The organism is Novosphingobium sp., from assembly GCF_027486195.1.
Lineage (GTDB): Bacteria > Pseudomonadota > Alphaproteobacteria > Sphingomonadales > Sphingomonadaceae > Novosphingobium.
Genome location: NZ_JAIXPP010000008.1, coordinates 1 through 2,965 on the forward strand (window position 1 = coordinate 1; position 2,965 = coordinate 2,965).

The 2,965-nt window shown below is 65.0% G+C and carries 3 protein-coding genes; 1 reads left to right on the forward strand and 2 read right to left on the reverse strand.

What is annotated here, in order from left to right; genetic code table 11:
- On the reverse strand, positions 1-914 hold a 914-nt coding region (locus Q0071_RS01055; protein ID WP_298164319.1), incomplete at its 3' end, for a ribonucleotide reductase N-terminal alpha domain-containing protein.
- Between the two features lie 660 nt (positions 915-1,574).
- On the opposite strand from Q0071_RS01055, the gene Q0071_RS01060 reads away from it, so the two are divergent.
- Positions 1,575-1,817: a GlsB/YeaQ/YmgE family stress response membrane protein gene (locus Q0071_RS01060; RefSeq protein WP_298164314.1), complete on the forward strand. Its 243-nt coding sequence runs from the start codon at positions 1,575-1,577 to the stop codon at positions 1,815-1,817.
- Between the two features lie 143 nt (positions 1,818-1,960).
- On the opposite strand, the gene Q0071_RS01065 is transcribed toward Q0071_RS01060, so the two are convergent.
- On the reverse strand, positions 1,961-2,965 hold a 1,005-nt coding region (locus tag Q0071_RS01065), incomplete at its 5' end, for an FAD-binding protein (protein ID WP_298164317.1).

Here is a 2,965-nt window from a genome sequence, read left to right on the forward strand (position 1 = left end):
ACCTTGAGGCCGAGATCGCGGTGATGCTTGGGCATCATGCGGTTCACCGTGTCGTTGAACACGATGTAGGGCTCACCCGTGGCGAGGCGGGTTTCGACGAGCTTCTGGAACAGCGAGCGCGCATCGACGGTGCCGCGTACCGAGCCGTCCTTGGGGCTGCGCAGATGGAATTCGGTGCCATCGCGCACCGCTTCCATGAACTCGTCCGTCAGCAGCACGCCGTGGTGCAGATTGAGCGCCTTGCGGTTGAAATCGCCCGACGGCTTGCGGATTTCGAGGAACTCCTCGATCTCGGGGTGCGACACATCGAGATAGCAGGCCGCCGAACCACGGCGCAGCGAGCCCTGGCTGATCGCGAGGGTGAGGCTGTCCATCACGCGGACGAAGGGGATGATCCCGCTGGTCTTGCCGTTGAGGCCGACGCTCTCACCGATGCCGCGCACCTGGCCCCAGTACGTGCCGATGCCGCCGCCGCGGCTGGCGAGCCAGACGTTCTCGTTCCACGTGCCGACGATGCCTTCGAGGCTGTCGGACACCGAGTTGAGGTAGCACGAGATCGGCAGGCCGCGCCCGGTGCCGCCGTTTGAAAGCACGGGGGTGGCGGGCATGAACCACAGCTTGGAGATGTAGTCGTAGAGCCGCTGCGCGTGATCCTGATCGTCGGCGTAGGCGTCGGCAACGCGCGCGAAGAGATCCTGATAGCGTTCGCCGGGCAGCAGATAGCGGTCGTCCAGCGTGTCCTTGCCGAAATCCGTCAGCAAGGCGTCACGCGCGTGATCGGTTGCAATCGTGAAGCGGCGCGCGTTGATGGTCTTGGAATCGGACGCCGGCTTCGCCGCTGCGGCGAGCGCGCCTGCAGCGCCTGCGGCCATGGCCGCCACCAGCGCTTCGCTGCCCTTGTCATCCGCACTCATGCCAATCGCCTTTCCATCTGCCGGGGCAGGGCCGCTGGTAAGGCCCAGCTCGCTCTGGCCGAAATCTTCACGACCCGTACCGTCCTGCTCAACGACGCCGTCACCAGTCCTGAAATCCACGCCGCAACCCCTGTTCATCTTTGAGCGGCCCCCGGATCAAACCGAATCGGGCCCTCGAAATCCATCATACGCCTCGCGGAACAAAAGGAGAATATTTCATTCTCCCAAGGCTTCGCGCGGGCGCCCGCTGCAAGGTCAAGACCAGGGTCGGCGGCGATACAGCCACCGTTGCCGCGAGCTAACTGCCCGCTGCGCCACTGAAACTAGGTTTAGAGGTTCCCCCGGGACCCGACCACTACCCATAGTGCCTCAACCGGAATCAGACACAAGAGGGTAAACACCGCATTACGGATTCGGCTCGTCGCACGTACGATTCGTTTCATCGTCATGACAGCCATGCTGCAGTGCAGCGACGCGCGTGGAAACGGCCATTTCAAGTCCCAATCTGAGGTTCTCAAAAATATTTCAGCACCTTCCACCGATCTTGTGGACAATATCGCTGTCCAGACCCTTCACCACGTTTGCCACCCGATTATCCACTGGCGCGTAGGGCACCGCGCGCGATATGCGTCGCACCGGTTGCAACGGCGGAGCGGCAGCGTGTTCAAGCTTATCTCGATCATTGTCAGCGGCTTGTTCGTCGGTCTCGCCGCGCGCTATCTCTATCCCGGCACGGTGCCGATGGGCCTTGGCCGCACGATCCTGCTGGGCATCGCCGGCTCGCTGGTGGCGGGCCTCGCGGCAGGCTGGGGCAGCAACGACGGCGGCCAGGTGAGCCGCGCCGGGTGCATCGCCTCCGTGCTGGGCGCGATGGTGCTGATCTTTATCGGACGGCATTTGTAGGGGCGCGGGCTGCGCCTGACCGCTCTGGATTCCCGCCTTCGCGGGAATGACGAAGGTGGGGTGGTTCGCGGAAACGACGAAGGTTGGGCAGGGCGCGGAAAGGACGCAGGCGGGGTGGGCGCGCTGAGGCCTTCCGCCCGCCTTCAGTCAGGCACCAGCACCGTATCGCGTGCGGCGGGCTGGGTCTGGGGGTAATCTTCGGTGAAGTGCAGGCCCCGGCTCTCGCGCCGGGCGCGGGCGCTCTTCACGATGAGCTCGGCGGTCTGGAGCAAGTTGCGCAGCTCGATCAGGTCGGCGGTCACACGGAAGTTGCCGTAGTAGTCGTTGACCTCGCCATTGAGCAGCTTGATGCGGTGCGCCGCGCGTTCGAGGCGCTTGTTGGTGCGCACGATGCCGACGTAGTTCCACATGAAGCGGCGCAGTTCGGTCCAGTTCTGCTTGATGACGACTTCCTCGTCGGAATCGGAGACGCGGCTTTCGTCCCACGGGCTGAGCGCGGGCGGGGCCGGGAAGCTTTCCCAGCGGGCGAGGATGTCATTCGCGGCGGCATCGCCGAACACGAAGCATTCGAGCAGGCTGTTGGAGGCGAGGCGATTGGCGCCGTGGAGCCCGCTTTCCGAGCACTCGCCGACGGCATAGAGCCCGTCGAGATCGGTGCGGCCGGCCAGATCGATGAGGACGCCGCCGCAGGTGTAGTGCTGCGCGGGGACGACCGGGATCGGCTCCTTCGTCATGTCGATGCCGAGGCCGAGCAGCCGCTCGTAGATATTGGGGAAGTGGCCGCGGACGAATTCCGGGTCCTTGTGGCTGATATCGAGGTGGACATAATCGAGTCCGAGCCGCTTGATCTCGTGGTCGATCGCGCGGGCGACGATATCGCGCGGGGCGAGTTCTTCGCGCGGGTCGAAGCGCGGCATGAAGCGCTCGCCGCCGCCCGGCACGCCCGGCGGCAGCTTGAGGTGCCCGCCTTCGCCGCGCACCGCCTCGGTGATCAGGAAGTTCTTGACCTCGAGGTTGTAGAGGCAAGTGGGGTGGAACTGCATGAATTCCATGTTGGAGACGCGGCAGCCCGCGCGCCAGGCCATGGCGATGCCGTCTCCGGTCGCGCCGCGCGGGGCGGTGCTGAAGAGATAGGTGCGGCCCGCGCC